We start from the raw sequence: 23,482 nt of genomic DNA, 5'->3' as shown, positions 1-23,482 counted from the left end.
AAGCTCCCTAAAGGGCCGTTGGAGACTACAACGTTGATAGGCAAGGTGTGTAAGTGCAGTAATGTATTGAGCTAACTTGTACTAATTACCCGTGAGGCTTAACCATACAACACCTAAAGCGTGTTGGACTGACCAAATAAGCTTAGAGTGTCAGAGAAGATTATTAATCTTCTCCTTGAAAACTCAAAGTGGGTTAGTGTGTAACCAAGACAAATAAAGATATGCTTGCGAAACATATTTTACAAAGATTTACGATTGCTTGATAAAAAAACAATAAAACCAGCTTTTCTAATTAACTTTTTATGCTTGGCGACCATAGCATTGTGGTACCACCTGATCCCATTCCGAACTCAGCAGTGAAACGCAATTGCGCCGATGGTAGTGTGGGGTCTCCCCATGTGAGAGTAGGTCATCGCCAAGCGCCTAATAAACGATAAATCCCCATCCTTCGAAAGAAGGGTGGGGATTTTTTCGTTTAAGCGCTTGTGGTGATGACTCTTAGATGGGGAAAGGTTAAGAGTACCAACGAAGTTGGTTTCATATCATGTGATAGTAGGGCGAATTTTGCGACAGCAAAGTATCATGAGCGGATGAGCTCTGCGAATCCTGACCATTGCTAGACTCCTATTTAAAAAGGCCCCACTGGTTAGTTCCGGTGGGGCCTTTTTGCTTTTTAGTATTTATGACAGTGGTACCATCAACGTCAAACAAAGTTTTCACTATTACAGTGAACTTCCTTATGCTGCTAGCATAAGGGTTTCATACCAAACGCATTAATAAAGTGATCTGATTTGCTATTTAAAATTGATCCTAAATTTAATGGCTGTCTTACTTGAGCGCCAACTAGCACCAACCATGACAACAAACGCATCGCTCGTAGGGGGCATTCTATGCACCGATTTTCGCTGCCCGCGGTACATAGAATGCACCCTACCGATAACACCATATCAAATGCATTAATAAAGTAATAAGATTTACTATTCAAAATTATACCGACGGCTTTGTGAGCGGACGAGATCCGCGAGTCCTGTTCCATCGCCCACATCTCGAACATTAGGTCACTGTCCTGCAGCGATATTTAGTGTTTTTAAACAAAACTTTTCATCTTCAATTCCTTTTTCCGATGAACTACAAGATCAAATCTTTGATCATTTGCTATTATCATTGTATTAATCTTTTTAAAATTCTTTAAGGAGACGGATATTGCAAAAAACAGCGCAAAGAGTCATTCAGGTTAAACCCAATTCAAAACGTAATTGTCTGTTTCTACTGTATTTAGGCTGTTTATTGTTGAGCGTCTGCCTGTTGTTAAATCTGTTATTTTGGGATGACTATCGAATCCAGTTGATCTTTATTATGTCAGCTGCTTTTATGGTGTTATTTGTTGGTTTGCTTAAATTTTTAGAGCCGCCAATAAGTTATCGCATAACACCGAAGACTATCTGTTTTCTTCATCGTAACGGTCATTGGTATTTACCCTGGCAAGATATTCAGCGCATTGGCAATATCCACGCGGATATAGGGGGAGAGCATGTGCAGGTACCTTACTTGGGGATCAGCTTAAATAGTTTGACAAACATAGCACAAACTATTTCACCAAGGCTGGCTAATAAATTACTCCACGAGCAGCTGGAATTATTATTGTTAGCGGTAAACAACCGCGAAATTGATCTGCCGGAGGGTCTGATTAACTTTGAGCCCTTTCAACTAAACGGAATTACCTACAAAGGCCCTGTCGCAGCATGGTTATATCGGGCAGAACAGTTGCATAAAGCTTATGGTTATCATCTCTTTCTACCGGAAAGTAGTTTTGATCGCGGGTTAATTGAGTTTTTAAACTTATTGAAAGAATGCCACCATTACATAAATAGTTACCAGGCCAGATGAATATCCATAATATTACCGAATTGTAAAAAATAGAGTTTCATTTTATTCGCAGCTAAAAAAAAAGCTTAATTATATAATAATTAAGCTTTTTAATAAAAATTGATTAAATAACCTTAGCTGATACTTACTCCGCAGTTGTAACGGGTGCAGAATAAGCTTTTGTTCCCCAGAGCGGAACGGTAGACATTGAGTGTTTAAAGCTGCCTTCAATTTCTTTGGTGCTATAAGAAATATAAAGTAGAGTTTGTGTTGATTGATCAAAAATACGTCTGATTTTTAATGATTTAAACAAAATACTTTTTGATTTCGTGAAAACTATATCGCCGTTTTTGGAGTCATCTATATGCTTTACCATATCCAAAGTGATTTCACCGGTTTGACGACAGCTGATCGATGAATCAGAAGGATCAGCAAAACTTAAATCAGCAACTATGTTGGAAATATGACAGGTTACACCGGGTATTAACGGATCATTTAGCTTTTCAATTTTAATGTCTTTTGTGGTGAAAAGTCCCAGAGAAACATTACCGACTTCATCCTTGGAGCAACTATTTAAAACGAAAAAAACGATAATAAGAATAATACCGAGTGCGCCGAAAATTTTTATTTTTTTAATCATCATTTTCCCTTACTTTTTGAAATCCCACGATATATTCGATAATACTTTGCATTGCTCACATTTGAAATCAAAAATATCAAATAATGGCGTAGGGAGTTTCCAATCCCCTCCACAACCGGGGCATTTTCGCTCCTGCTCTGCTATTAAGCTATTACCGGCAACACGGTACAGATAATAATAAGTGGGCACTTTAGTAATAGCTTCAATGCGCTCGCATAAATTAGTGCCGCGCTGAAATAGTCTGCTGCCGACTTCGCCAATCTCTGTTAAAGCCGCACTGGAAACAGCTGAACCGTTCATTTGCAGTTCGTCGCAGTTAATCCATTCTTCCTGCCATTTTAGAACCGCTTTACGATCACCGTTACTAATTGCTTCAGGTGTTCGATAGAGTGGGATGGGCGCGAGGCTTTCACCGCAGCGCAGCGGCGAACAGGTGTCTAAAAAGGTGGTGTATAAAATCTGCCAACTGGGCTGGAATTTTTCTGCGCAGCATAAAGAGTTTAAATCTTCAGCAATATTTTTAATTTTAGGTGAAAGTAATCCGGCTTGCGTTAAACTTTCTAATGCCTGCTTCACTTGCGGGCTATTAAACATTTCATTTAAGCTATTTTCCTCCGGACAGACCAGAGTTGAGACAAACCAACCTTCAAACATGGCGATTGGAAATTCCCGTCCGAGAATTTGACCGTTATAGCGTAACATATCAAAGTAGTTGTTAATGGCCTTTTCAACGGCTGCGTACTGGGTGTTTTTGTAACACTCAAAAGTTATCTCTTTAATAAACACGGTTACTCTTTTTCTTGTATTTGAAGTTGTTTTTGTAAATCAACAAGTTGTTTAGTTAACAACTCAACCTGTTTTAGCAAAGGTGTTATGGCTTGATTAATTTTAGTGTCGATTAAAGTATCAATAGTGGTATTGCTCTGCAGATTTTCAGCTGCTGCTATTTCTGCTGGTATGTTTACCACTTTATCAGGATCATTCATCCACATTTTCAGACCTCGAATAATAACAGGCAAGGGCACATCTTTAGGTAAGCGTGCTTTAATCAATGCGGTATTAGGTTGTTTGCCTTCTTTGGCAATCTGCTGTGCAATTAGAATGATACGATCCATAAAAAACTCTGTAATTAATTGATTGAATGGGGGGATTCTATCGAACGGTAAGCCGGTAGTTCAAATCTTGGCCGACGTAATCCGCGCATATATAAATGCCCTTGATAGTTGTTATTATTATCACTGCTAAATTCAAAAATAAAACTGGCTTGTAAAAAATTTTCACCCAATTTGAAATTAAAATTCGAACGAGCAACCGACAGTAACTGCAGATCTAATTTCAGACAATGCTGAGTGATTTGATCTCTGGCATATTCTGATTGTTTACGTAATTTCCAGATAATAGCGCTAAAAAGAACACTAAACAGGATAAATAGCAGCTCGAGCATTATAACTCCACCTAATTTTGAACACCTGAAAATAATCGCCCAATTGCTTCTGTTAAAGCGGGTGAACGGGCAGGTAAACGTATTTGCTTGAGTACTTTTTCGCGTAATAAAGGAATCGCAACAATATCTGCAAAGAGCTGCGGAAAAAGTGCTACTTGATTATTTGCCAATGATTCTAGAAAGCGATTAAGTAAGGTTTCATCTTCAAGGACGTTCCATAGGCGTCCTGCAATGCCAACATACCAATGCATATTGTGGATTAAGTCTGAAGAAAATTGCTCCTCTATCAATTTTTTGGTGATTTCAGGTGAGGGAGAACTTGCTAATGCCCGTAATAATAAAATCGCATTTTCCTGGCGATTTTCCTGCAGTTCGCCTCTTATTTGTGTGGCAATAGCCTGGCACAAGTCAGGGTTTATTTTATCTTGATGTTCTAAACACAAGGCGAGGGATTGCAAAGGCTGTTGTGGTAAATAAGGAAGAGCGTTAATTAAATTCTGCTGATTATTATCATGATTTAAACGCGCGGTGAGATCTGCAATGCCTTGAATGCCAAGTTCCTGCCACTCGTTCCAGCTTGTTGAACCTGAAAAATATCCCCGTGCTGCGCTGTAAAAAGAGGAAGCAGGGCGGATGAAACGGGCATTCATAATGGCATTAAAAATAGCCAGTTTTTCGGTGTTTGGCTTAAATAAAAATGGATTACTCGCCATACGCTCTTGTAGTTTGTCACTCATATCAGCGGTTAAATCTTCACCCATCGCTTCTATAACCATTTTAATAAAGCTCATCTGTGCGGGAATTTGTAACAAACCCTGCTCATCTAATGGCATTTTTAAAAACCAAATGAAGTGTTCTTTTTGTGCGCCAATTTGCCAAAACGTTATTGCAATAAAAGCGTGCTGCTGAATAGGGTAGGGGTAAGGTAATTGGTTACGTTCAACATTTTTAAAAAAGCTGTTGGATATGTTGCAAACTTTACGTCCCAAATCATAAACACAAAATTGGCAATTTGATTTTTCTAAAAAGTCGCTAAGGTTATTTATGTTCATAGTCATCTGTTCTGCTGTTTATTAAAGTATTCGGATTATATCAATTACTAACTTGATATTGTTAGGAATTTACATGATTTTCTGATTTGCGGCTAGCGCGCTTATAAATAAGCGGATTATACAAAGTGTTAAACTTTTGTGTAATGAATGAGTCAGTGATTTATGCTGCCTTAATCTATATTATATTGCCATTATAGACTCGTTTCAGTCAGAAGAAATTATGCTAAAAAATGAATTGGAATTAAAAAAACACCGCCTTATTTTGCCATTATTGGCGGCCTTAGAAAATGAATTGCGCAATAAAGGCTTATGGCAGGAAACTAAACCTGAGCAACAGGCACTCGATAGCCGGGAACCTTTTGCGATTGACAGCTTAAGCTTTGTGCAGTGGTTACAATTTATCTTCTTAGATAAGATGAACCAACGGGTGCGCTTGTTACAACCCTTACCAAGTACAATGCTGCTCTTACCGATGGCGCAGGAATATTTTAAAACTATGGCGGGCAATAGCACTGAAATAACTGCTATTATCGGCCGTATTGATTTGCTATTTCGCGCATAAGCCTCAATCCATCGAGGTTCACTCCTTACGGTCAATGTATTAAAAATTTGCTTTATTCGTTATAAATTAAACAATGAGTTTACAAACAAATCATGAGTAATAAAGAAAACAGTAGTGTTTTGTCAGAAGACCAGCCGATTGCAGTGGATCTGCACGAACAGGATTTAAGGATCGAAGTCAGCAGCCCTGATTTAGAAATTCTTTATCAGGATGATTTTTTTGTTGCGGTTAATAAACCCTCTGGTTTATTGGTTCACCGCAGTTGGTTAGACAGCCATGCCACCGAGTTTGCACTGCAGAAAGTACGTAATCAAATCGGCAAATATGTTTTTCCGGTACATCGATTAGATAGACCCACTTCGGGGGTTTTATTATTTGCACTGGATAAAGACAGTGCGCGTAATATGATGCCGCAATTTGCCGGACAGGGCATAGGTAAGCGTTATCTGGCGGTGGTTCGTGGTCATTTAGGTGATGGTGAACTTGATTATCCGTTGAAAGAAATCATCGATAAAATTGCCGATAAAAAAGCGCAGCAGGATAAACCGGCACAGCAGGCATTTACCGAATATCGCTGCCTGGCACAAACAACATTGCCGATTGCGGTCCGTCCCTATGACTCATCGCGTTACAGTTTAATGGAGATGACACCCAAAACGGGACGAAAACATCAACTGCGCCGGCACATGGCACATCTTCGTCATCCTATTATCGGTGATACTTCCCATGGTGACGGCAAGCATAACAACATGTTTCGTGATAATTTCGCTAACCGGCGTTTATTATTACACGCCGCATTTTTATCATTTAAACACCCTGAGAGTGGGCAATTAACCGAAATTAATGCCCCTTTAGATCAAACATTTAACTCATTGTTATGCGCGCTAAATTTGAATGTAAATGAGAAATTCGATGAGATTAAGCGGTGATCTGGGTGCAGCAAAGTGGGGCGAAAAATGTGCGTTTTAAAGTAGCTAAAGCGCCGTTACGTTATCGCCAGTATTTAGTTTTTGATCAATTTGAGCCTTAAATGATCAATTTATTGGCTATTCTCGCAGATCTTTATATACCACTTTTAATCATTACCTGGTTATTTTATTTATATCAGCAAGAGAGTAATCGTGGCGGTGAAATAAAAGTCTTGTTGCTTTCATTAGTGCTTGTTTATAGTTTAATGTTGCTCGATAACTACTTTAATATCTGGCCTGCTTGGGGATTAGATTACAGTACTCACAGCGCAGTGGCATTGATTTTTGTGGTTAACTTAACAGGGCGCAATAGGATATTAAAGCTGCTGGCTCCATTATCTTTATTTGCTTATTGTGCTTTGATGCGGTTTCTTAACTACCACTCCTTTGTTGATACTTTAAGCACCCTGTTAGTGTTGTTACCGGCTTTGATATATTGGCAAAAAAGATTGAAAATTAACACTGGATTGTGGAAAGAGTGGTTTAATAATCGATTTTAATGGTAATGACTCCGCCTGCTAAGTAGGCAATAAAATGAACTGTTTTTCGAATAATACTGAGCAGTTAAATTTATGCGCCATTTCTTGCAAACAAAAAAGGGAGGCGAGCAAATGATCATTAGTTCTTCATTCATTACATACTGTAACATTCCATACCGTAACATTTAGTCGAGCAGTGATTTATAATAAGGATTTTTATGTGCAATAAAAAATCAGCATCGGCAGACGATGCCTTTTTTATCAAAGTATCCGCTTATTGTTTAGCGGGACAAAATTTGAATGTTACTCGCGCTTATAAATCAATGCGTTCAACATATCTTTTGAGCCGATCCTTGGGGTTATAAAAAAATGAGTCGTACATGTTAAAATCATCTTTGTTTAAACCCAGTTTACTGCGCCGTTTATTTGTCGGCTACGTAGTGCTTATATTAAGTTTAACCACTATTGTGGGTTTATTAATTAGCCGGCAGACCACTGAAAATACCTTGCAAGAAATTCATCATTCATTATCTATTCGCGCGCAGTTTTTGGCTGAATTATCCAAATCTTTACGTCCCTTCTCGAAACAAACATCATTACCGGAACTCAACCAGACAATCGTTGATTTGGGCAAAAAAACCCAAAGCAGATTAACCATTATCAACGAAAGCGGCACTGTGCTGGCCGACTCTCAAAAATCCCCCCTGACCATGGATAATCACGCCAATCGTCCGGAAATCATCGCGGCACATCAACAGCGTATTGTCCCGACCACGCGCTTTAGCAAAACCTTAGGTAAGAACATGGTTTATCTGGCACTGCCTATTATTATTGAACAAAAAGTGCAGGGTTTTGTACGAGTGTCTTTACCGCTGACCATTATAGATAAAAAATTAATGCAATTACGCCTCGCCATAGCGTTAAGTGCCTTTATTTCAGCGTTAGTGGCATTAATTTTAGGTTATTATTTTGCCAAACGTTTTTCAGCTCCTTTAATAAAAATAACGGCTGTGGCAGAGGCCATCTCCCAAGGTGACTATAGTAAACGTATTATTACCCACCAAAAAGACGAAATCGGTTTATTGGCGGATGCTTTTAATCTGATGGCGCAAAGCGCTGAGCAACGCCTTAATGAAATTGAAACGGAACGCAATCGCTTAGCAATCATTTTTGCAGGTATGGTGGAAGGAGTTATTTATGTTAATGAAGACCTTCAAATTATCCACATGAATCAGGCCGCAGCACAAATGTTTAATCTGTCCAACACAGCTTCTATCAGGCAACCGCTGGCTAAGCAGATTCAGGTACCTGAAATAACATCGGCAGTGCAGGCTGCAATTGCCCAGCAAGGTGTGGTAAAAACGCAGTTATACCATGATGACCATACTAAAAATGCCGAAGTTATCGACATTTATGTTGCCGCGCTAAATAATGATTCAGGTGAGTCGGTTGGTGCAGTAATAGTACTCAACGATATATCCGAGCTTGCTTACTTGGAAAGAGTACGGCGTGACTTTGTTGCCAATGCCTCGCACGAGCTGAAGACGCCGATCACCGTGATCCTCGGCTTGGCAGAAACCTTATTAGATTATAAAGAGATGCCAGACAGCATGCGCACCCGGTTTATGGGCGATATCCAATCACAAGGGCTGCGTCTTTCTTCATTGGTCACTGATTTAATGAGTCTCTCGCGTTTGGACGCAAATAAAAATGGCCTGGTGTGTGAAGCGGTTGATTTAACTGCCAGTGTGAAAACCGCGCTTACTAATGCGCGTAATATTTGCCGGGAGAAAAATATAGCCCTTTCCTGTCAGTTACCCAATGAAAAAATATTGATTAATGGTGACCAGCAGGAGATAAATCAACTCATTGATAATCTTATTAGTAATGCTATCAAATACACGCCGGCGCTGGGTAATGTCAATGTAAGCTTACAAATGTCAGATGAACAGGCTCAGATAATAGTGAAGGATACCGGAATAGGTATCTGTTTGGCGGATCAAAAGCGTATTTTTGAACGTTTCTATCGTGTTGATAAAGCGCGCTCCAGGGATTTAGGCGGCACCGGATTAGGTTTGTCGATTGTTAAAAATATCGTTGAAAACCATGATGGTAGCATCAGGGTTAACAGTATCGAAGGGCATGGTTCAACCTTTACTGTTTTGCTGCCTTTGCGTTAATAAGGCGTTTTTAGCCCTATATGTATGCTGAATTTAAAATTCTAATTTTAATTTGCTGTAATGAAACTGTAACACTAGGCGGTGATAATGACCCTATCGTAATAACTAAGGGTATTAAAAATGAAAAAATTAGTATTAAACGCGGTCGCATTAACATTTACAGCTTCATTACTCGCATCAACGGTTGCAACAGCTGCAAGTCGAGATGTGATCAGCGTTGTTGGTTCTTCAACGGTTTATCCTTTTTCAACCGTAGTGGCAGAACGTTTTGGGAAAAAGACACAATTTAACACCCCTAAAATAGAGTCAACGGGTACTGGTGGCGGCATGAAATTATTCTGCGCCGGCAATGGTATAGATACTCCTGATATGTCCAACGCATCACGTCGCATGAAAAAAAGTGAATTTGAAATGTGCGTTAAAAATGGCGTAACAGAAATCACTGAAGTACTGATTGGTTATGACGGTATTGTTGTTGCCAACTCTAATTCTGCACCGCAAATGAAACTCAGCCGTAAAGATTTATTTTTAGCGCTAGCCGATAAAGTGCCGGCACTTGACGGTAGCGAAACATTAATAGATAACCCCTATAATACATGGAAAGATGTTAACCCAAGTCTACCCGCAACTAAAATTGAAGTACTTGGACCGCCTCCTACATCAGGTACGCGAGATGCCTTTGTTGAATTAGTCATGGAAGGGGGCTGTACGCAGTACCCGTGGATTAAAGGGATTGAGAAAACAGATAAAAGTGCTTACAAAACTATTTGTCACTCGATCCGTGAAGACCATGCTTATATCGAAGCCGGTGAAAATGACAATTTAATTATTCAAAAGCTAGATGCCAACCCTAAAGCAATGGGTATATTCGGCTTTAGTTTCCTTGATCAAAATACAGATAAAATTCAAGGTTCATTTATCGATGGTACTGCTCCTTCATTCGAAGCGATAGCCGACGGCAGTTACCCTGTTTCACGTCCACTTTTCTTTTACGTCAAAAACTCCCATGTTAATAAAGTACCGGGCATTGCAGAATATTTAGCTGAATTTACCAGCGAATCAGCAATGGGTGAAATGGGCTATTTAACAGATAAAGGCTTAATACCGCTGGGTACTGAGAAATTTGCTGAAGTCACTGCGGATGTGAAATCCTATAAAACGCTACAACTGTAATGTCAGTCTGCATTATTACCTGATAATACTTGAATTAAGGTAGCCCAATCATGGTCTACCTTTTCACTTTAAAGGCCATTGTATGACCTCAACAGCTTTAATTTTAATAATAACGTTACTCACACTCGGAAGTTATTGGTACGGAATGCAACGCTCGATTAAGGTTGCAGGCGGCGTCAGTCAGATTAAAAATATGCATTCTTTGCCGCAGCAATTTGGTTTGCTGACTGCATTTTGCTGCGGTTTACCCGCGTTATTTCTACTCTTGTTATGGGGGATAGTTGAACCCATTATTCTCGAATCACTGCTGGTCAGATCGCTTGATGCGTCGGTACAGGCATTATCCACCGCAGACTTAAGTTTATACCTTAATGATATTCGTATTATGGCAGATTCTGCCCTCAGCGGACTGTCAAATCTCAGTGACCTATCAAATGACGGTGTAAAACAGCAGGCTGCACTGTATCTGCAACTGTTAAAAGACAAAGCGAGTATTTTAAAAGCCGGACTAATATTAATTACCGCCTTAGCCAGCGTGATGCTAATTGTCAGTCGTTTCAAATTAAGCTTTTCCGCTCGAGCATTATCTGAAAATGTCATCAAATTTTTGTTTTTAAGCTGTTCAATTGTGGCCATTTTCACCACCTTAGGGATTTTAATGTCGGTGTTGTTTGAATCGCTGCAATTTTTCAAATCAGTATCATCCTTGGATTTTTTATTCGGCACCACCTGGAGTCCGCAAATAGCGATGCGTAGCGACCAGGTTGGATCATCCGGTGCGTTTGGCGCCGTACCTTTATTTGCAGGTACTATGCTGATCTCCTTTATTGCGATGATGATTGCAGCGCCGGTTGGATTGTTGACTGCGATTTATTTATCTCAATATGCAAGTCCCACTTTACGCACCGTCGCTAAACCTATGCTGGAAATACTGGCAGGGATCCCGACCGTCGTTTATGGATTTTTTGCGGCACTAACGGTTGCACCGTTCATCCGTGATACGGGTGAAATACTGGGCTTAAATGTAGCTTCAGAAAGTGCGCTAGCCGCAGGAATAGTGATGGGCGTTATGATTATTCCCTTTGTATCTTCGCTTTCCGACGATGCGCTTAATGCCGTACCCAAAGCGTTAAAAGAAGGCTCTCTGGCAATGGGAGCAACTGAGTCTGAGACTATTAAAAAAGTACTGTTACCCGCAGCTCTGCCGGGCATTATCGGTGCCATGCTGCTGGCGGTTTCGCGGGCTATTGGTGAAACCATGATCGTTGTAATGGCGGCGGGTATGGCTGCAAATTTAACCGCTAATCCGCTGGCTGCGGTGACCACGGTAACGGTACAAATTGTGACCTTATTAACGGGCGATCAGGAATTTGACAGCCCTAAAACATTAGCTGCATTTGCCCTAGGTTTAATGCTGTTTGTGACAACACTATTACTTAACGTGATTGCCTTAAAAGTGGTCAGAAAATATCGAGAACAATATGACTAATCAGCTGCAACCAAGCAAAGAGCCGCTAAATATCAATGATGCAACTATGCACAGTAATATGCACAGTAATACTGAAAGAATTAAACAAAGCCTGAAAAAACGTAATCGTAAAGAAAAACGCTTTCGTTTATTGGGAAGACTTGCGATCAGTTTTGGTTTTATGATGGTGGTGATCCTGTTTGCTGATATCGGTACTAAGGCCTACCCGGCTTTTTTCCAGCATTGGATAAAAGTGGATATTGAATTTAATCGCCAATGGCTGAATATTGAACCCTCGAATCAATCAGAGCAGGCATTGAAGCAGGCAAACTATTCAACAACCGTAAAAAAATCGCTATATCAAATGTTCCCCTCGATCACCGCGCGCGGCGATAAACGTGATTTAGTGAAGCTACTGAGTTACAGCGCCGAGTTCAAAATTGAGGAGATGGTCAATGCCAATCCTGATTTATTAGGGCAAACGGTCTCAATGTGGCTGCTGGCTGACGATGATGTTGATAGCTATTTTAAAGGCGAATTTACTGCGGGTCAAAGCAGCGGCCGTATTAACAGTAAACAGGCCATGTGGTTAAAGCAATTATTCGAATCGGGCGCGGTTGAAAAACGTTTTAATACACTTTTCTTTACCAATAGTGATTCCCGTGAACCTGAGTTAGCCGGAATAAGAGGGGCGCTTAGCGGTACTATCTTAACCATGATAATTGTACTGCTGATTTCTTTTCCCATTGGCGTTTCCGCCGCATTATATCTGGAAGAGTTTGCACCTAAAAACCGCTGGACAGATATTATCGAGGTTAATATCAACAACCTTGCTGCCGTACCTTCTATTGTCTTCGGCTTATTGGGTTTAGCAGTGCTGATTAATATCTTCGGTTTACCGCGTTCGGCGTCCTTAGTTGGCGGTATTGTACTGAGCCTGATGACCTTGCCGACTATTATTATTGCCAGTCGCGCATCGATAAAAGCGGTACCAAACTCGATTCGTGAAGCCGCTATTGGTTTAGGGGCTTCAGATATGCAGGTTACATTAGGGCATGTGCTGCCGATGGCCATGCCGGGTATTTTAACCGGTACTATTATCGGGCTTGCACAGGCGCTGGGTGAAACGGCTCCGCTGTTAATGATCGGAATGGTCGCCTTTATTGTTGATGTACCGGGTAATTTTACCGATGCAGCAACGGTGATGCCGGTACAGATTTATTTATGGGCTGACAGTCCGGAATCGGCCTTTTTAGCTAAGACCTCCGCCGCTATTTTAGTGCTTTTAGCTTTCCTATTAATAATGAATTTCAGCGCAACCTATGTGCGCAGTAAATTCGAAAAAAATGGCAAGTAATGCCATTTAGCAGCCAATATACAGACAAGGCGAGAATAAAATGACAATAAAAACCAACTCATTAACAGACGGAATGGATATCGAACACACGGTCGGCAATGTCTTTGCCGACGATGCTAAAATGTCGATGCGTAACGTCGATGTGTTTTACAACGATAAACAAGCGATAAAAAATGTCAGTATAGACCTGGCCCGTAATCAGGTTACCGCGTTAATCGGGCCTTCCGGTTGTGGTAAATCAACCTTTTTACGTTGCTTAAATCGCATGAATGACACTATTGATATCTGCAGTATTAAAGGCAGTTTATTGCTTGATGGGGAAGACATCTATCACAAAAAAATGGATCCGGTGTTATTGCGTGCGCGGGTCGGCATGGTCTTTCAAAAGCCCAATCCTTTTCCTAAATCTATTTATGATAACGTCGCCTACGGCCCGAGAATACATGGCTTGGCAGCCTCTAAAGATGATCTGGATGAAATAGTTATTAATAGTCTACAAAAAGCGGGATTGTATAAGGAAGTGAAGGACAGATTAAACTCATCGGGTACCGGATTATCCGGTGGTCAGCAGCAGCGTTTATGTATTGCCAGAACGATTGCCGTGAGTCCCGAGGTGATATTAATGGACGAACCTGCATCGGCCCTTGATCCGATTGCGACCGCCATTATTGAAGAGTTAATCGATGAGTTAAAAGAGAAATATACGATCGCGATTGTGACGCATTCTATGCAGCAGGCTGCCCGTATCTCTCAAACGACCGCTTATTTTCATATGGGGAGTTTAGTTGAAGTTGGTAGTACCGATCACATTTTTACTAACCCTTCACATAAACTGACTGAAAACTACATAACAGGCCGTTTTGGTTAATCCTAAAAGCAGTCGCTGGAGCATCATATGAAACAAGATTTAAATATTACCGGGCATATATCTAAGCGCTACAATCAGGAACTCGAAGACATCCGTTGTTTGTTAATTGAAATGGGCGAATTGGTGATCAACCAAGTTGAAGACGGCTTGAATTGTCTGCTGACATCGAATAAAGATCTTGCTCAGCAGGTTATTATTAATGATAAAAAAGTAAATCAATTTGAAATTAGAATAGATGAAGCCTGCACTCACATTATTGCTACCAGACAACCCGCTGCAAGTGATTTGCGTTTAATACTTTGTGTTATTAAAACCATCACCGATATCGAACGTATTGGTGATGAGGCGGTAAAATTAGGACGTAATGCGTTAAAATTAATTAATTCAGAAAAAGATCTGCGCCAATTTAAAGAGCTAAAACATTTAGGCGAACAGGTGCTGTCAAATCTGCATTTGGCAATGAAAGCCTATGCGTCCCTGGATGTTGAGCTAGCGCTGCAAGTCATTGAACAGGATGAGCAGATCAATATAGAATTTGACAATATATCGCGCCTATTAATCACTAAAATGATGGAAGATCCCCGCGAAATTAAAAATTCCCTGCGTATCACCTGGTGCGCTCGAGCATTGGAGCGAATAGGTGACCATGGTAAAAATATTTGCGAGTATGTGGTTCTTTTAGTCAAAGGAAAAGATGTGCGCCACATCAGTGTCGAACAGATGAAGCAGACCCTGGAAGAATTTTAGAGGGCTGTCGCTCAGGGTTTTTTAATTAAACCCTGAGCGAATTTTGCTTATTAAACTTAAATCTTTTTAACACCCATATAGAAACCTTTTTGAAGATTCTTGCGCTTTTATTAAAATAACCATCCGCTAAAAAAACACCTGTTCTTTATACTTTTAATACCAAACGCATTAATAAAGTGATCTGATTTACTATTTGAAATTGATCCTAAATTTAATGGCTGTCTTACTTGAGCGCCAACTAGCTCGAACCATGACAACAAACGCATAGCTCGTAGGGTGCATTCTATGCACCGATTTTCGCTGCCCGCGGTGCATAGAATGCACCCTACCGATAACACCATATCAAATGCATTTATAAAGTAATCTGATTTACTATTCAAAATCATACCGACGGCTTTGCGAGCTTAAATTTTTCCTTTGAAGCAACTGATCATAAATTTAATGCTTTTGGTATAAGTCCTATCTGAGGGCTTTGAATATCCTTTTTTATCTTCCTTTTTAATGTCGCAGTTGTTGTCATTTTTTAAATAGTTATTAGTGAATAAAAAATAAAATATAAATATACAATGAGATCTAACTTACTGTTTGAGAAAATAAATTTTGTTATAAAAAGATCTGTTATTAAGCAACGATGTTTGGGTATACAATCTGATGCTTTATTGTAGAATTTTGGGAGAAGGTCATGTCAACAGGAAAACATAAACGTAAAACGGTCAATAACGGGCATAAAAATAAGTCTTTAAAAAACACCAATAAACACCCCAGTTTAATCGGCAGATATCCTCAACTTTTCTTTTTTATTGGTGCATTGTTAATCTTAACCGGGATCTGTTTAATTACTATCGGCATACTCAATCATGCCAAACTTGGACTGGCGATGTTGTCTATATTTTTTGGCATAACAACCGTCATTTTTGCTAACTCAGCCTTACCTTCTAAACACTGATACAGTGCATTCCTAACAGAAAATCGTGAATCTTTTTGGAACCAGCTAAAGGGGGGAGGGTATAAGAAACACCCCCTATTGCCAGCAATAATAACTGTGCTGATGAACCGCGTTTATATCTTCTGAATGCTGTCTTTCATGTTAGAATGCCGATGTTATAAGGTTATTGCCCTTATGCATAACCGTTTGTTTATTAATTACCCCTGAGATGCCAAATGCTATTTTCCACCCTTAAATTAAGCGATCCGCTTGTAAAAGCGGTAACCGAACTCGGTTACCACACCCCGACACCTATTCAAGAGCAGGCGATTCCTGTTATTTTAGCGGGAAAAAACCTGATCGCCGCAGCGCAGACAGGCACAGGTAAAACAGCCGGTTTTGTCTTACCTATATTACAAAACCTGATTGATGCACCTGTTGTGCGGGCAAAGCGTATTCGCGCGCTAATTCTGACGCCCACTCGGGAGCTGGCCGTACAGGTTGAAGAAAATATTGTGCAATATGGCAAATATCTGCACCTTACCTCCATGGCAATGTATGGTGGCATTGACTCTGAACCTCAAAAACAGCGCCTTATCGAAGGTGTTGATATTTTAGTCGCCACACCGGGACGATTATTGGATATGTATACCCAAAGAGCCATCCATTTTGATGAGTTGGAAGTGTTGGTCATAGATGAAGCTGACCGCATGCTCGATATGGGTTTTATTGCTGATATTAATAAAATTGTTGAACGCTTGCCGTTAAAAAGACAGAACCTGCTGTTTTCGGCGACTCTTTCTGATCAGGTACGTTTTTTAGCTAAAACGGCTATTACCGATGCCGTTGAAATAGCGGTTTCGCCTGATTATAAAACTGCACCGCAAATTGAGCAGTGGCTGGTCAGTGTTGATAAAGAAAATAAATCGGCGTTGCTGAGTCATTTGATCATAGAAGAGCAGTGGCAACAGGCGCTTATCTTTATCGAAACCAAACGTGGCGCGGCCAAGTTAGTCGGTCAGCTTGAAAAACGCGGTATTAAAGCCGAGGCTATCCACAGCGGCCGCAGTCAGGCGGTGCGAACACAACTATTAGCAGACTTTAAATCGGGGCAACTGCAGTTTTTAGTGGCAACGGGTATTGCTGCACGTGGTATTGATATTGACTCACTGACTCGCGTGGTTAATTATGACTTGCCCGACGAAGCCGATGATTATGTTCACCGAATTGGTCGTACCGGGCGTGCCGGCGCATCTGGTGAGGCGATTTCATTTGTTTCCAGGGATGATTTTAGAAACCTTTGTGCTATCGAAAATCGTTTGGGTGAATTTATTACCCGCAAAGAAATTGCCGGATTTGAAGCTAGATTAGTGGTACCAGCCTCAAATGCTGCTCATGCTCCAAAGAAACCCCAAAAACCGAAACACCATACCGGTAAACGTAAGTAGTTTAGCGTTAAAAAAATATAACCAAGCCACTTAAAAAAGCGGAAATCCGCATCTTAAGGTGGTTTGGAAATTTTTATTTTTCGGTTGCTCAGCACTCGAAATCGCTGTTATAGCAAATGTATTAAATATCCGCTCTTGTAAGGTTTACCATCTATATAATGCCTTTGGCATTACTAAATCTAGTAATGAAATTGATTGATAGCGATATTTTCACCCGCCTGATTTTGTAACTCAACTTTCCATTCGCCGTGCATGTGAGGTTGTATAAACTTACTTGAGTAACTTCTCCAACGATTAGATCCCACCTTTACTCTGATTTTGGCTATATTTTTGCCATTTAAGCTCCATTGATAATAAAGAGTCTGATCTTTTAAATCACTGACATCGGAGTAGGCATACACGGTTGCAATATTGTTATCGTCAAATTCAATCTCACTGATAGTGCCAATCGGCTCATTGCTTTCTACTGCTTGGGAAATAACAAAACGGGTGACGTTATCGGAGAGGATGTTTTTCTGAGATTGAGTAAACAGACCTTGTGAAACAGTATTTTTTTGTGCGGCAGGTTCAATAACAGTTAGATCTTCAGAAACTGTCTCTACGACTGCAGGTTCAACGGCTGTTATCTCTGTTGGAGGTGTCTCTGCTGCGGCAGGTTCAACGGCTGTTATCTCTGTTGGAGTTGTCTCTGCAACGGCAGGTTCAATGGCGATTAGATCTTCAGAAACTGTCTCTACGACTGCAGATTCAACGGCTGTTATCTCTGTTGGAGGTGTCTCTGCTGCGGCAGGTTCAACGGCTGTTATCTCTGTCGAAGCTGTCTCTGCTGCGGAAGGTTCGATCGCTATTGTCACTGCAGGAGCGATCTGTGCTTCACGCGAAGATGGTTTTGCTGTTTCGATGACCTCCTCTTTCATTAAGGACGGTGATCGGGTAATGCTTTTATCCGCCGCTGATGCTATAACTTTGCTATCAATATGATCTTGATTTAAATAGTAGGATCCAGCGCCAATAAGAGAGGCGAGGGCAACAATCACTACGATGGAAACGCCTAGGATCCTTCCCCAGTGATAGTGACCGAGACGCTCATTTTCAGCTCTCTTGTCTTTTTCGCGGCGAAAGTTAATGCGGATGGTGAGTTTTTCCGGTTTCTTCATTTTATGCTGCTCACTGCCGTTAATGGGAGTCATGGTATTGTTGAATTATGGGAAAAGTAAAATAATATCAATCTCATTAAACGAGAGGCTATTTTTGCATGCGCCACTTAAGCCACTATTTTTGTATTAAGTACTTAGTAACGCAGTTGCAAAGATAAAACAAACCCATTCGTTTTGCAGATTGGTAAAATTCATACTTTATTTTAGCCTATTATTTGCCTGAGGCGAGGGCTAATCTGACGGCACTAATATGAAATACAGACTATAAGAAAAATCAGGATAATCCAAGGCATTGGTAGACTCTTTTTATTTGAAATTTAATTCGCGCTTAAAGCTTAAAAAGAAAAGCTGTTTATGGAGATCATCATAGCGGGTTAACAAAATAGCCATAATCCAGACTTTCTCAGCAGGAAACTATAAAGCTTAGAGACTCAGTTCAGATTAATTATTTACAATCTTATTATTCCCAGTTACCAGCTATTATGATGTACCATCTTCTCAACGATTTTCTTTATACTTTTTTCCCCGAGGTGCACTTTGTTTTCTATCCCCGCTTCATTTTGGCTGAGCTTATATTTTATTAGTTTCTTTTTTATTTGGGGGGTGTTTTTGCCCTTTTGGGGAATTTGGTTAGCAGATAAAGGTATGTCCAGTGAAAGTATAGGTTTGTTTTTTTCGATCGGTTTACTGTTAAGGTTTGTCAGTAATCTGACCTTATTACCGATGGTCTCCAGTGCACAATCGACCCTGCGGTTATTAAGAATATTAGGATTTATCACTGTATCAGTCTTTGCATTGTTATTGTTTTATAATGGTTATATATGGTTAGCCGGCATTACCTTAGTTGCCAATTTTGTGATGGGACCACTGCCGCCTTTAGGTGACCTTATTGGTGCCCGTTTAGTAAATCAAATTCAGCTTGATTACGGCAGAGTGCGCTTATGGGGCTCTTTTAGTTTTATTGTCGGCTCAACCTCAGTCGGTTGGCTGATCGTAGTCTTAGGAAAAGATGCTATTTTATGGGCAATTATAGCCGCGGCATTAATAATGTGGATACTTTCATTATTAAATTTATCACCACAATTACACGATGATATTGACTTAAACAAAGAGCAAAAAAAATCTCTTTTTACTCTATTTAAACGACCCAGTGTGCTGTTGTTTTTAATCATTGTTGGCTCAATTCAGGGCAGTCATGGTGCTTTTTATGCCTTTGGTACTATTTACTGGAATGAAATAGGTCTTTCAGGTGTGAGTATTTCCTGGTTATGGGCGATCGGTGTTTTTGCTGAAATATTATTAATGCGTTTTAATAAAAAGCTATTTAGCAATTGGTCAATTAAACAGATGGTATTATTAGGCCTTGTTGCCGCAATAATTCGCTGGTCGGTATTTTCTGTCAGTGATAATTTTTATGTGCTGGCAATTTTTCAAACCTTTCACGCATTGACCTTTGCGGTGACACATTTGGCGGCCATTCGTTATATTAGTTTACAGAAAAAATCAGAAATGGTCTCTTACCAGTCACTGTACGCCGGAGTCGCTTTAGGTTTGATGATGGCTGGATTTACTTATCTTTCCGGGCTTTTTTACGAGGACCTGCACGGTTATATCTTTCTCATTATGTCTCTATTGTTAATGCCTGTTTTTTGGTGCATCAAAATCTGGAAAACTGAATAAATGCACACTATTTTTATTTTTTAGAAAAAAAAGTAAGTTTCTGTCTAAAAAAATAATTTAAAAAGTGAACTTATGAAGCATTTCTTAGACAAAACCCTGTTGCTGCCAGGGGAATCACTTTTTACATTGAATTATCGAAACTTGCCCCCAAATTAATATAAGTAACATTTTAATTTCAGGAGTCAGTATGTTTGCAAAGTTATTTTTAACTATGGTCAGCGTTTCTTTGTTAGAGCTTTATGTTCTGATCAAAGTGGGCGGTTTTTTAGGTGCTTGGCCAACGGTGGCATTAGTTGTAATCTCTGCACTTGTTGGCTCTGCATTAGTACGCAGTCAGGGGTTACAGGTATTACGACAATTTCAAGAACGCATTGCTCAGGGAGAGTCTCCCGGGCAGCAGTTAATTGAAGGGTTTATGTTACTTGTGACCGGGGTTTTACTGGTCACGCCTGGTTTTGTAACAGATTTTTTAGGGTTATTAATTTTACAGCCAACAATCCGTAGCATGGTTGCCAAGTATTTATTAGCTAATGTGAAATTAAATTCAGCAATGTCCGGCGGGTTTTACCAATCCTCAAGTAGAACAACTTTTGGTGATAAAAAAGAAGATGGAAATATCATTGAAGGTGAATTTGAACGTAAAGATGATAATAAAGATCACTAGCAGACAAGTTTCAATTTTGTAAATTTTTATTTGATAAATACCTATAAAGTAGAGGGAAGTCATAAAATGATCGTCACTTGCTAACATCTTATTGTTAACAGGTTGTTATCAAGTTAACATGAACTAATAATAAAGACTTTATAAACGGAATTTAACAGGAGTCAAAAGTGAATATTAAAAAATCTATTACACTGCGGACGTTTAAAAAATACCAACCTCGACAAATAGCCAAGTTTGTTCGAGCGTTTTTTAACGGTCGTATTTTTATTGTTGGTTTGGGGCGATTAAGGGTAATTGAAGGCAAAGTTGCTGCTTATCAATATCAAAAAAACGATAAAAATTTCCTGATTATTGTCAGTGAAATTAATCGTATGATTAATGAATTATCCAAACCTAAAGTTTCAACCATCTGATCCGTTGTAATGCCGAGGCGGCTTTCTGACAAAGCGCCTGCAGGGCAAGTTGAAAGGCAAACTTTTTCAGCTTTATATTGTATTCCTTCCCGATTTAGATAAAGGGCCCTGTAATTTTCAGGCCCTGCCTCTTCAAGTGCTTTGCCATATCAAAATCTGCCGTTTAAGGCAGTTTCGCATAAAATTATTTTTTTATTCTTTTTACTTGAAAACTCGTTTTTAAGCACCATCTATTAGCTACATCCAAACATCTATTACCATTGAGGAAAGAACATGACTATTCGTCCATTACATGATCGAGTTATTTTAAAACGTACTGAGAAAGAAACTAAATCGGCTGGTGGTATTGTCTTAACAGGCAGCGCAGCTGAAAAATCGACACGTGGTGAAGTCCTTGCTGTCGGTAAAGGTCGTATTTTAGAAAACGGTGAAGTTAAGCCACTTGATGTGAAAGTGGGTGATATTGTGATTTTTAGTGAGGGTTACGGCCTAAAAACAGAAAAAATTGAAGGCCAGGAAGTTATTATATTAAGTGAAAACGATATCCTTGCCGTCGTTGAATAACGCCCATCTGCTTTTCTCAATCTCGAAAAGTAAGACTCTCAATATTAATGATTTAAAGGAACATAATAATGTCTAAAGAAATAAAATTCGGAAACGATGCTCGTATCAAAATGTTAAACGGCGTTAATATCTTAGCCGATGCAGTTAAAATCACTTTAGGACCAAAGGGTCGTAATGTTGTGATTGATAAAAGTTACGGTGCGCCGCAAATTACTAAAGACGGTGTCACGGTTGCTAAAGAGATCGAACTGGAAGATAAGTTTGAAAACATGGGCGCACAAATGGTCAAAGATGTTGCATCACAAACTAATGATGCTGCCGGTGACGGAACAACAACGGCAACCGTATTGGCGCAGGCTATTATTGCTGATGGCTTAAAAGCCGTTGCTGCTGGTATGAATCCGATGGATTTAAAACGCGGTATTGATCAAACAGTAAAAGCCGCCGTTGCCGAGTTAAAAAAATTATCTACACCTTGTTCAGATTCAAAAGCAATTACTCAGGTCGGTACTATCTCTGCCAACTCTGACCATGAAATTGGTGAAATCATTGCAACAGCAATGCAGAAAGTCGGCAACCAGGGTGTTATCACCGTTGAAGAAGGCCAGGGTCTGGAAACAGAATTAGAAGTGGTTGAAGGTATGCAGTTCGACCGTGGTTACCTCTCTCCTTATTTCATGACAAATCATGAAACCGGCACAGTTGAACTTGAAAACCCGTTTATTTTATTAGTTGATAAAAAAATCGGTAACATTCGTGAATTATTACCTACATTAGAAGCTGTTGCAAAAGCCTCTAAACCATTATTGATTATTGCCGAAGATGTAGAAGGCGAAGCATTGGCAACATTAGTAGTCAATAATATGCGCGGTATTGTTAAAGTATGTGCTGTTAAAGCACCTGGTTTTGGTGACCGTCGTAAAGCAATGTTACAAGATATTGCAACTTTAACCGGTGCTACGGTTATCTCTGAAGAGATTGGTTTGGATCTGGAAAAAGTTCAACTTGAAGATTTAGGTCAGGCTAAACGTATTGTTATCAACAAAGATGAAACAACCATTATCGATGGTGTTGGTGATGAGTCTGCTATTAAGGCACGCGTAAGCCAAATCAAACAGCAAATTGAAGCTTCAACGTCTGATTACGATAAAGAAAAACTGCAGGAACGTTCAGCTAAATTAGCTGGTGGTGTTGCGGTAATTAAAGTTGGCGCATCAACTGAAGTTGAAATGAAAGAGAAAAAAGATCGTGTAGATGATGCTCTGCATGCAACGCGTGCTGCGGTTGAAGAAGGTGTTGTTGCCGGTGGTGGTGTTGCTCTGGTACGCGTCGCTGCTATATTAAAAGGCTTAACGGGCGAGAACGATGATCAGAATGTTGGTATTCGTGTTGCACTGCGCGCCATGGAATCACCACTGCGTCAAATCGTAGAAAACTGCGGTGAAGAAGCTTCTGTTGTGGCAAACAATGTACGCAACGGTGAAGGAAACTACGGTTACAATGCAACTACTGGCGAATACGGCGATATGTTAGAAATGGGTATTATTGACCCGACTAAAGTAGCCCGTAGCGCACTGCAGTTTGCTGCATCGGTAGCGGCTCTTATGATTACCACTGAATGTATGATAACAGATCGTCCTGTTGCAGCATCCGCTGCACCAGCGCCTGATATGGGCGGCATGGGTGGAATGGGCGGTATGATGTGATAATCATCCTTTGATTATTTCATAGGAACTCATAACGTTTCATAAGCCCCGAAGAACTCTGTTTTTCGGGGCTTTTTGTTTTTTGGTGAAGCAAATTATATGGGATTGCCGCCTACTGTAT

At 40.0% G+C, this 23,482-nt stretch carries 23 protein-coding genes and 2 rRNA genes; 19 read left to right on the top strand and 6 right to left on the bottom strand.

Going from position 1 to position 23,482, the window contains the following annotated elements; genetic code table 11:
• The 3 genes from ACJAZP_RS15695 to ACJAZP_RS15685 all read left to right on the top strand — a co-directional run.
• Positions 1-106, top strand: a 23S ribosomal RNA gene (locus tag ACJAZP_RS15695); the annotation flags it as partial.
• 199 nt (positions 107-305) lie between these two features.
• Positions 306-421: ribosomal RNA gene (gene rrf / locus ACJAZP_RS15690) — 5S ribosomal RNA — on the top strand.
• A 782-nt stretch (positions 422-1,203) separates the two neighbouring features.
• Entirely contained in the window at positions 1,204-1,887 is a 684-nt protein-coding gene (locus ACJAZP_RS15685) for a DUF2982 domain-containing protein (RefSeq protein ID WP_415231687.1), read from the top strand.
• 124 nt (positions 1,888-2,011) lie between these two features.
• Here ACJAZP_RS15685 and ACJAZP_RS15680 read toward each other — a convergent pair whose 3' ends face one another.
• Genes ACJAZP_RS15680 through ACJAZP_RS15660 form a run of 5 tightly spaced genes read right to left on the bottom strand, consistent with a single transcriptional unit; the run spans position 2,012 to position 5,002 of the window.
• A complete protein-coding gene (locus tag ACJAZP_RS15680; RefSeq protein ID WP_415231686.1) occupies positions 2,012-2,506 on the bottom strand; it encodes a CreA family protein in 495 nt (164 codons plus the stop codon).
• A gap of 9 nt (positions 2,507-2,515) precedes the next feature.
• Positions 2,516-3,292 carry a Zn-ribbon-containing protein gene (locus tag ACJAZP_RS15675; protein ID WP_415231685.1) on the bottom strand — a complete coding sequence of 259 codons (777 nt, stop codon included), beginning with the start codon at positions 3,290-3,292 and terminating at the stop codon, positions 2,516-2,518.
• A 2-nt stretch (positions 3,293-3,294) separates the two neighbouring features.
• The gene (locus tag ACJAZP_RS15670; RefSeq protein ID WP_415231684.1) at positions 3,295-3,621 is read right to left on the bottom strand and encodes a hypothetical protein; all 327 of its coding nucleotides are present in this window, start codon (positions 3,619-3,621) and stop codon (positions 3,295-3,297) included.
• A 14-nt stretch (positions 3,622-3,635) separates the two neighbouring features.
• Positions 3,636-3,950: a DUF3301 domain-containing protein gene (locus ACJAZP_RS15665; RefSeq protein ID WP_415231683.1), complete on the bottom strand. Its 315-nt coding sequence runs from the start codon at positions 3,948-3,950 to the stop codon at positions 3,636-3,638.
• Between the two features lie 11 nt (positions 3,951-3,961).
• Positions 3,962-5,002 (bottom strand): DUF3549 family protein, encoded by a 1,041-nt coding sequence (locus tag ACJAZP_RS15660; protein WP_415231682.1) that lies wholly within the window; start codon positions 5,000-5,002, stop codon positions 3,962-3,964.
• A gap of 220 nt (positions 5,003-5,222) precedes the next feature.
• On the opposite strand from ACJAZP_RS15660, the gene ACJAZP_RS15655 reads away from it, so the two are divergent.
• From ACJAZP_RS15655 to ACJAZP_RS15605, 11 genes are all read left to right on the top strand, one after another.
• Entirely contained in the window at positions 5,223-5,564 is a 342-nt protein-coding gene (locus tag ACJAZP_RS15655) for a YqcC family protein (RefSeq protein ID WP_415231681.1), read from the top strand.
• Between the two features lie 92 nt (positions 5,565-5,656).
• Positions 5,657-6,493 (top strand): tRNA pseudouridine(65) synthase TruC, encoded by an 837-nt coding sequence (truC, locus tag ACJAZP_RS15650; RefSeq protein ID WP_415231680.1) that lies wholly within the window; start codon positions 5,657-5,659, stop codon positions 6,491-6,493.
• A 101-nt stretch (positions 6,494-6,594) separates the two neighbouring features.
• Entirely contained in the window at positions 6,595-7,032 is a 438-nt protein-coding gene (locus ACJAZP_RS15645; RefSeq protein ID WP_415231679.1) for a hypothetical protein, read from the top strand.
• A gap of 359 nt (positions 7,033-7,391) precedes the next feature.
• Positions 7,392-9,191, top strand: a complete 1,800-nt coding sequence (locus tag ACJAZP_RS15640; protein ID WP_415231678.1) for an ATP-binding protein — start codon at positions 7,392-7,394, stop codon at positions 9,189-9,191.
• 120 nt (positions 9,192-9,311) lie between these two features.
• Positions 9,312-10,364 (top strand): PstS family phosphate ABC transporter substrate-binding protein, encoded by a 1,053-nt coding sequence (locus ACJAZP_RS15635; protein ID WP_415231677.1) that lies wholly within the window; start codon positions 9,312-9,314, stop codon positions 10,362-10,364.
• 82 nt (positions 10,365-10,446) lie between these two features.
• Positions 10,447-11,853 (top strand): phosphate ABC transporter permease subunit PstC, encoded by a 1,407-nt coding sequence (gene pstC, locus ACJAZP_RS15630; RefSeq protein ID WP_415231676.1) that lies wholly within the window; start codon positions 10,447-10,449, stop codon positions 11,851-11,853.
• Positions 11,846-13,189 carry a phosphate ABC transporter permease PstA gene (gene pstA / locus ACJAZP_RS15625; protein WP_415231675.1) on the top strand — a complete coding sequence of 448 codons (1,344 nt, stop codon included), beginning with the start codon at positions 11,846-11,848 and terminating at the stop codon, positions 13,187-13,189. The genes pstC and pstA overlap by 8 nt, the downstream gene beginning before the upstream one ends.
• A 40-nt stretch (positions 13,190-13,229) precedes the next feature.
• Positions 13,230-14,057 carry a phosphate ABC transporter ATP-binding protein PstB gene (pstB, locus tag ACJAZP_RS15620; protein ID WP_415231674.1) on the top strand — a complete coding sequence of 276 codons (828 nt, stop codon included), beginning with the start codon at positions 13,230-13,232 and terminating at the stop codon, positions 14,055-14,057.
• Between the two features lie 27 nt (positions 14,058-14,084).
• Positions 14,085-14,804, top strand: a complete 720-nt coding sequence (phoU, locus tag ACJAZP_RS15615) for a phosphate signaling complex protein PhoU (RefSeq protein ID WP_415231673.1) — start codon at positions 14,085-14,087, stop codon at positions 14,802-14,804.
• Between the two features lie 682 nt (positions 14,805-15,486).
• Positions 15,487-15,750: a hypothetical protein gene (locus tag ACJAZP_RS15610; RefSeq protein ID WP_415231672.1), complete on the top strand. Its 264-nt coding sequence runs from the start codon at positions 15,487-15,489 to the stop codon at positions 15,748-15,750.
• Positions 15,751-15,965: 215 nt separating this feature from the next.
• Positions 15,966-17,177, top strand: coding sequence for a DEAD/DEAH box helicase (locus ACJAZP_RS15605; protein ID WP_415231671.1), 1,212 nt, complete (start codon positions 15,966-15,968; stop codon positions 17,175-17,177).
• Positions 17,178-17,356: 179 nt separating this feature from the next.
• On the opposite strand, the gene ACJAZP_RS15600 is transcribed toward ACJAZP_RS15605, so the two are convergent.
• Positions 17,357-18,367 carry a DUF2914 domain-containing protein gene (locus ACJAZP_RS15600; RefSeq protein ID WP_415231670.1) on the bottom strand — a complete coding sequence of 337 codons (1,011 nt, stop codon included), beginning with the start codon at positions 18,365-18,367 and terminating at the stop codon, positions 17,357-17,359.
• A 504-nt stretch (positions 18,368-18,871) separates the two neighbouring features.
• Between ACJAZP_RS15600 and ACJAZP_RS15595 the strand changes: the two genes are divergently transcribed.
• The 5 genes from ACJAZP_RS15595 to groL all read left to right on the top strand — a co-directional run bounded on the left by ACJAZP_RS15595 (position 18,872) and on the right by groL (position 23,361).
• Positions 18,872-20,014, top strand: coding sequence for a 3-phenylpropionate MFS transporter (locus ACJAZP_RS15595; protein ID WP_415231669.1), 1,143 nt, complete (start codon positions 18,872-18,874; stop codon positions 20,012-20,014).
• 187 nt (positions 20,015-20,201) lie between these two features.
• Complete coding sequence (locus ACJAZP_RS15590; RefSeq protein ID WP_415231668.1) at positions 20,202-20,678, top strand: FxsA family protein; 477 nt, start codon at positions 20,202-20,204, stop codon at positions 20,676-20,678.
• Between the two features lie 167 nt (positions 20,679-20,845).
• A complete protein-coding gene (locus ACJAZP_RS15585) occupies positions 20,846-21,091 on the top strand; it encodes a DUF1107 family protein (protein ID WP_415231667.1) in 246 nt (81 codons plus the stop codon).
• A gap of 273 nt (positions 21,092-21,364) precedes the next feature.
• Positions 21,365-21,655, top strand: coding sequence for a co-chaperone GroES (locus ACJAZP_RS15580; protein WP_415231666.1), 291 nt, complete (start codon positions 21,365-21,367; stop codon positions 21,653-21,655).
• Between the two features lie 68 nt (positions 21,656-21,723).
• Positions 21,724-23,361, top strand: coding sequence for a chaperonin GroEL (gene groL / locus ACJAZP_RS15575; protein WP_415231665.1), 1,638 nt, complete (start codon positions 21,724-21,726; stop codon positions 23,359-23,361).
• The last annotated feature ends 121 nt before the right edge of the window (positions 23,362-23,482 follow it).

This window comes from Psychromonas sp., assembly GCF_047632955.1.
In the GTDB taxonomy this organism is placed as follows: Bacteria; Pseudomonadota; Gammaproteobacteria; order Enterobacterales; family Psychromonadaceae; genus Psychromonas.
This window is presented reverse-complemented; position numbering and strand designations above follow the sequence as displayed.